Origin of the sequence: Streptomyces sp. MUSC 14 (assembly GCF_001866675.1) — a bacterium.
Classification (GTDB): Bacteria; Actinomycetota; Actinomycetes; order Streptomycetales; family Streptomycetaceae; genus Streptomyces.
On sequence record NZ_MLYN01000027.1, the window covers coordinates 154,255 to 160,477 of the forward strand.

At 70.9% G+C, this 6,223-nt stretch carries 8 protein-coding genes and 1 pseudogene; 4 read left to right on the forward strand and 5 right to left on the reverse strand.

Annotated features, from left to right (window positions below; genetic code table 11):
- The first annotated feature begins 416 nt into the window (after positions 1–416).
- Positions 417–1,229, forward strand: coding sequence for a C40 family peptidase (locus BIV25_RS18600; protein ID WP_107486177.1), 813 nt, complete (start codon positions 417–419; stop codon positions 1,227–1,229).
- Between the two features lie 149 nt (positions 1,230–1,378).
- On the forward strand, positions 1,379–2,047 hold the full coding sequence (gene def, locus BIV25_RS18605; protein ID WP_071373453.1) for a peptide deformylase: 669 nt from the start codon (positions 1,379–1,381) through the stop codon (positions 2,045–2,047).
- On the opposite strand, the gene BIV25_RS18610 is transcribed toward def, so the two are convergent.
- A complete protein-coding gene (locus BIV25_RS18610) occupies positions 2,013–3,305 on the reverse strand; it encodes a geranylgeranyl reductase family protein (protein ID WP_071373454.1) in 1,293 nt (430 codons plus the stop codon). The genes def and BIV25_RS18610 overlap by 35 nt on opposite strands.
- A gap of 97 nt (positions 3,306–3,402) precedes the next feature.
- On the opposite strand from BIV25_RS18610, the gene BIV25_RS18615 reads away from it, so the two are divergent.
- Both BIV25_RS18615 and BIV25_RS18620 read left to right on the forward strand, forming a co-directional pair.
- Positions 3,403–3,960, forward strand: coding sequence for a GNAT family N-acetyltransferase (locus tag BIV25_RS18615; protein WP_071373455.1), 558 nt, complete (start codon positions 3,403–3,405; stop codon positions 3,958–3,960).
- A gap of 109 nt (positions 3,961–4,069) precedes the next feature.
- A complete protein-coding gene (locus BIV25_RS18620) occupies positions 4,070–4,378 on the forward strand; it encodes a PASTA domain-containing protein (RefSeq protein ID WP_079176711.1) in 309 nt (102 codons plus the stop codon).
- A 15-nt stretch (positions 4,379–4,393) separates the two neighbouring features.
- Here BIV25_RS18620 and BIV25_RS18625 read toward each other — a convergent pair whose 3' ends face one another.
- The 4 genes and pseudogenes from BIV25_RS18625 to BIV25_RS18635 form a co-directional block, all read right to left on the reverse strand.
- Entirely contained in the window at positions 4,394–5,089 is a 696-nt protein-coding gene (locus BIV25_RS18625) for a demethylmenaquinone methyltransferase (RefSeq protein WP_071373456.1), read from the reverse strand.
- The gene (locus BIV25_RS52835; protein ID WP_256255910.1) at positions 5,086–5,211 is read right to left on the reverse strand and encodes a hypothetical protein; all 126 of its coding nucleotides are present in this window, start codon (positions 5,209–5,211) and stop codon (positions 5,086–5,088) included. The genes BIV25_RS18625 and BIV25_RS52835 overlap by 4 nt, the downstream gene beginning before the upstream one ends.
- A 62-nt stretch (positions 5,212–5,273) precedes the next feature.
- Positions 5,274–5,936 (reverse strand): hypothetical protein, encoded by a 663-nt coding sequence (locus tag BIV25_RS18630; RefSeq protein ID WP_071373457.1) that lies wholly within the window; start codon positions 5,934–5,936, stop codon positions 5,274–5,276.
- A gap of 7 nt (positions 5,937–5,943) precedes the next feature.
- A pseudogene (locus BIV25_RS18635) lies at positions 5,944–6,223 on the reverse strand (dehypoxanthine futalosine cyclase); the annotation flags it as partial.

Genomic DNA, 6,223 nt, shown 5'->3' on the forward strand with positions numbered 1-6,223 from the left:
ACTTCACTTGCATGCAAATTGACGCTGGACGCGGCTGCCTGATAAAGGGCCGCGTTCACACATCAGGGGGAGTGCGGGGTGCGATGTGGACGCGGGTGCGAACGCGTGCGCGCATTCACGAGCTCCGTGCACACGGGACGCCACCCTTCCGGTAACCGTTCCGTGACCTCTGCCACATCGATGAGAGACTCCTGAGAACCGGGGTTGGCCAATCATCCCAACCGGTGGTAAGCGCGGGGCAATTCGGGCGTAATGATCAAAGACCGTGATCAAGGGCTTGATCGCCAACGCCCGCTATGTCCGTTACGGCGTCAATAAAGAGCGACACGCCCGGGATTCAGGGTCTCGATTGAGCAACTGTGGCGCAGCACACGTTTCTTGAAGATATGAAGGAGCCCCTGGTACCCGTTGTCCTCATGTCCCACACCGCTCACATACGCAGCCACCGGAAGCCCCGCCGCAGCGCGTCGACCTTCGCGATGCGGGCCGGAGTTGCCGGTGGCGTCCTCGGCACCCTGGCAGTCGCCGGAGCGTCCGGCTCGGCGAACGCGGCCGAGCCGGTGACGCAGACCCTCGAACTGCCCACCCTGACGGCCGACCTGGCCGCCCAGGCCGCTCAGTCCGCGGACGCCACGCAGCAGGCCGCCGCGAACTACCAGCTCCAGGCGGAGCGCGACGCGGCCGCCGCGAATGCCGCGAAGCAGGCCAAGGCGGACCTCGCCGACGCCCAGCAGAAGGCCGCGGAGGCCAAGAAGAAGGCCGAGCAGCAGGCCCGCATCGAGGCCGCCGCCCGTGCCTCGCGCAACGCGGAGCGCACCACGCTGTCCGCCTCGTCGAGCACCGACACCTCCGCCACCGACACCGGTTCCGCGACCGGTTCGGCCGCCACGGTCATCGCCTTCGTGAAGGCGCAGATCGGCAAGTCCTACGTGCTGGGCGCCTCCGGCCCGAGCGCCTACGACTGCTCCGGTCTCGTGCAGTCCGCCTTCAAGCAGATCGGCGTCGACCTGCCGCGCGTCTCCCAGGACCAGTCGACCCAGGGCACCCAGGTGTCGCTGAGCAACCTCCAGCCGGGCGACATCCTCTACTGGGGCAGCGCGGGCAGCGCGTACCACGTGGCGGTGTACGTCGGCGACGGTATGTTCGTCGGCGCGCAGAACCCGTCCACCGGGATCGTCGAGAAGCCGCTGTCGTACGACCCGCCGACCGGCGCCGTGCGGGTGCTCTGAGAGCACCGGCACCACTCAACGCGCGTAGGGCCGCAGCCGCTCGGGGGCAGCGGCCCTTGCGCCGTACCGGCGTACGGGCCGGTCTTTCCTGACATGCTCGGTCCGGGCCGTCGTACGGCGGTCCGGTCACGAGTGAAGGAGACCGCGCGATGCCACGCGTGTTCGTACAGGGAAGTGCCGCCGACTACTACCCGCGCTACGCCCCCGAGTCCGGGCGTGGCGCGGTGCGCCGGGTCACCGAGGTCGGCGAGGAGGTCCTGCACAAGCCGTGCCGGGACGTCACGGAGTTCGGGCCCGACCTCGCCGCGCTCATCGACGACATGTTCCTCACCATGTACGTCGCCGAAGGGGCCGGCCTCGCGGCCAACCAAGTGGGCGTCGATCTGCGCCTGTTCGTGTACGACTGTCCCGACGACGACGGTGTCCGACATGTCGGGCACATCGTCAATCCTGTGCTGGAGGCCGCCCCGGCCGGGCGCCGGCTGATCGACGAGGGTGAGGGCTGTCTGTCGGTGCCGGGTGCCGTGATGGCCGTACCGCGGCCGGAGCGCGCCATCGTGCGCGGGCAGGACAAGGACGGCAACCCGCTCGTCATCGAAGGAACGGGATATTTCGCCCGTTGCCTGGCCCACGAGACCGACCACACCTACGGGCGCATCTATCTGGACCGGCTCTCCACACGCGAGAAGAAGGACGCGCTGCGGCAGATGGCGGACCGGCGGGACGACGTCTTCGCCCGCCGGGCCGCCCGCACCGGGGAACTGAGCCGGCCCCAGAGGAGGTTCACGCCTTCGGGGCCACCCGGCTCAGGCCGTTGATCACGCGGTCCATCGCGTCGCCGCCCGTGGGGTCGGTGAGGTTCGCGAGGAGCTTGAGGGTGAACTTCATCAGCATCGGGTGCGTGAGGCCGCGCTGGGTGGCGATCTGCATGACCTTCGGGTTGCCGATGAGCTTCACGAAGGCGCGGCCGAGCGTGTAGTAGCCGCCGTAGGTGTCCTTGAGGACGCGCGGGTAGCGCTGGAGGGCGATCTCGCGCTGGGCGGGCGTGGCCCGCGCGTGGGCCTGGACGACGACGTCGGCGGCGATCTGGCCGGACTCCATGGCGTAGGCGATGCCCTCGCCGTTGAAGGGGTTCACCAGACCGCCGGCGTCACCGACGAGCAGCAGGCCGCGCGTGTAGTGCGGCTGGCGGTTGAAGGCCATGGGCAGGGCGGCGCCGCGGATCGGGCCCGTCATGTTCTCGGGGGTGTAGCCCCAGTCCTCGGGCATGGAGGCGCACCAGGCCTTGAGGACCTCGCGCCAGTCCAGCTCCTTGAAGGAGGCGGAGGTGTTCAACACGCCGAGGCCCACGTTCGACGTGCCGTCGCCCATGCCGAAGATCCAGCCGTAGCCGGGCAGCAGGCGGTCCTGGGGGCCGCGGCGGTCCCACAGTTCCAGCCAGGACTCCAGGTAGTCGTCGTCGTGGCGGGGCGAGGTGAAGTACGTGCGGACCGCGACACCCATCGGACGGTCCTCGCGGCGGTGCAGGCCCATCGCGAGGGACAGCCGGGTGGAGTTGCCGTCGGCGGCGACGACCAGCGGCGCGTGGAAGGTGACCTCGCGCTTCTCCTCGCCGAGCTTGGCCCGCACGCCGGTGATGCGGCCGGTGCGGTCGTCGATGACCGGGGCGCCCACGGTGCAGCGCTCGTACAGCCGCGCGCCCGCCTTCTGGGCATTGCGGGCGAGCTGCTCGTCGAAGTCGTCGCGCTTGCGGACGAGTCCGTAGTTCGGGTAGGAGGCGAGATCCGGCCAGTCCAGCTGGAGGCGGGAGCCGCCCCCGATGATGCGCAGGCCCTTGTTGCGCAGCCAGCCGGCCTCCTCGGAGATGTCGATGCCCATGGCGACGAGCTGCTTCACCGCGCGCGGGGTGAGGCCGTCGCCGCACACCTTCTCGCGCGGGAACGCGGTCTTCTCCAGGAGCAGGACGTCGAGACCGGCCTTGGCGAGGTGGTAGGCGGTCGTGGAGCCGGCCGGCCCCGCGCCGACGACGATCACGTCGGCGGTGTTCTCGGAGAGGGGCTCCTTCACGACGGTCACGGCGGGATCTCCCCAAGTTCGAAATCTGCGTGCCGACCGGCACTGGACATGGGCAGTCTATTCAGCAGAATTGATCACCCGGATGAAGGGCTGCCCTGTGAACCGACCCCTCCCCGCGGTACGGCTGCGCGTCCCGACGCACGAGGACGCCGTCGCCTGGCACCGGGTCTTCGGCGATCCCGAGGTCATGGAGTTCTACGGCGGCAGGCCGACGGCCCTGTCCGTCTACGAGGAACTCACCGCGCGCCAGCGACGGCACGACGCGGAACTCGGCTTCTGCCTGTGGACGATACTGGACGAGACCGGCGAGGTCATCGGGTTCACCGGCGCCCAGCCCTGGCGGCCGGGCTGGGGTCCGGTCGGCGAGACGGAGATCGGCTGGCGGCTCGGTCGCGCGCACTGGGGCAAGGGGTACGTCACGGCGGCCGCGCGCGAGACGCTGCGGCGGGTGCGGGCGGCCGGGGTGAAGGAGGTCGTGGCGATGGTCCGGCCCGGCAACGAGCGGTCGATCTCGGTGGCCCGGCGGCTCGGCATGCGGCCGGCGGAGACGTATCCGCACCCGACGCTGGACGAGCGGGCCCTCTGCTTCCGGCTCGCGCTCGACTCCCCCGCCGCCTCTGGTGGCAACGGCGACGACATCAATAACACAGTGTAGTCGTCTGTTACAGAAAGACACCGGCTTCTTCCGGCCGGGGCACACGGGAGTTACCCTGCCAGTACCGCTGGGGGTGACATCTGTGCGTATAACACCCAAAACACCCGAAGTGCGTGTGCCACGGCTGGTCGGGCTGATGGCCGTGGACGCGCGCGAAACGGCCCGTGCGCGGGGCCTGTTCCTCAACGCGCCGGACCGCCCGGACTTCCACCACACCGTCGTCGACTACGTCGTACGCCAGTATCCGCAGCCCGGTGCCGAGGTGCCGCCGGACTCGATGGTGTACGTGTGGTTCGACTTCTGGGAGGGCGAGGGCGGCGGAGGCGTGCGCGAGCCGCGCATCCCGCGCCCGCCGAGCGGCGGGATGCAACGCGAACTCGGCGAGCCCGGCGACGCCTTCGAGATGATCAACCGGTGAGACAGCGGTGGGGGCTCAGCTCTCCTTGAAGCCCCGGTGCAGCGCGACCACACCGCCGGTGAGGTTGCGCCACGCCACCTTCGTCCAGCCCGCCTTGCGCAGCCGTTCGGCGAGGGCGGGCTGGTCGGGCCAGGCCCGGATGGACTCGGCGAGGTACACGTACGCGTCCGGGTTCGAGGAGACCGCGCGCGCGACCGGCGGCAGCGCCCGCATCAGGTACTCGGTGTAGACGGTGCGGAAGGGCGCCCAGGTCGGGGTCGAGAACTCGCAGATCACCACGCGGCCGCCGGGGCGGGTCACCCGGTACATCTCCCGCAGTGCCGCGTCGAAGTCCTGGACGTTGCGCAGCCCGAAGGAGATCGTCACCGCGTCGAAGGTGTCGTCCTTGAACGGCAGCCTCGTCGCGTCCCCGGCCGTGAACGGCAGCCAGGTGTGGTTCCGCTTGCCGACCCGGAGCATCCCGACCGAGAAGTCGCAGGGGACGACGTACGCGCCCGTGCGCGCGAAGGGCAGCGAGGAGGTGGCCGTGCCCGCCGCGAGGTCGAGGATCTTCTGCGCGGGGCGCGCGTCGACCGCCTTCGACACCTCCTTGCGCCAGCGCCGGTCCTGGCCGAGCGACAGCACGTCGTTGGTCAGGTCGTACCGTTCCGCCACGTCGTCGAACATCGAGGCGACTTCGTGCGGCTGCTTGTTCAGGGAGGCGCGGGTCACCCGCCCATTGTTGCAGCCCGGTCTCCCGGGACGAGGGCGGGCTTCTTGCGTACGCGCGCGTCGAGGACCGTGACCGTCCGGTAGTCGATCGCGACGTACGCCTTCGCCTGCATCGGCAGCACGAGACACCTGGGTGTCGGTGCGGCCGGCCTTCCGGGACCGGCCGTGCTGAGGCTGGGCCCGGTCAGCGGCCCCGGTACACCAGCCGGCCGCCCAGCACGGTCGCCACACAGGTCACCGCGCCGCGCTCGCTCAGGGCCGGCTCGTCGGGCACGTCGAACACGGCGAGGTCGGCCCGGCCGCCGACGGCCAGGGGGCCGTGGACCGTGCCGGCGAGGTCGTACCCCTCGGCGAACGGGTCGAGGTCGGGACACTCGCCCAGCAGCATCCCGGGGGCGCCCTGGACGCCCACGACCGTCAGCCCGGACCGGGCGACGGCCGTGGCCACCAGCGGATCGGCGAAGCGTGCCCCCGGGGACGCGACCGCCGTCGTGCCGTACCGCAGCATCCGCTGCACACCACGCCGGACACTGCCCGACCAGCGGTTCTCGGTGAGATCGCCCAGGGCGGCCAACCGCTCGCCCCACAGCGGCAGTTCGCCCAGCTCGCCGGCTTCGCGCGGGTCGGGGTGGTAGCAGCGGCGCAGCAGCCACAGCGGGTGCCACTGGCGCAGCCCCGGGGTGAGCACGCCCGGCCAGCGCCGCACCCGCGCACCCGGGGCCGCGGCGACGGCCTCCTCGTACGGCCCGACGGCCGTGATCCGGTCGCCGTCCACCACGACGGCTCCGTCCGCGACGGGTGCCGCGCCCACCGGCAGGACCAGCGGGGCGGCGTGGATCGTCAGCACGGCGGCGTCAGTTGGAGGTCAGCAGCTTCAGCTCGGGGTGGGCCGTGCCGCCCTCGATCGCCGTGGACGAGATGTGCGAGACCACGCGGTCGTCGACCGGGTCGTTCGCCGGGTCGTCGTGCACGACGAGGTGCTCGTACGTCGTCGCGCGCTGCGCCGGGACGCGGCCCGCCTTGCGGATCAGCTCGATGATCTCCAGCCGGTTCGAGCGGTGCCTGGCACCGGCCGAGGAGACGACGTTCTCCTCCAGCATGATCGAGCCGAGGTCGTCGGCGCCGTAGTGGAGC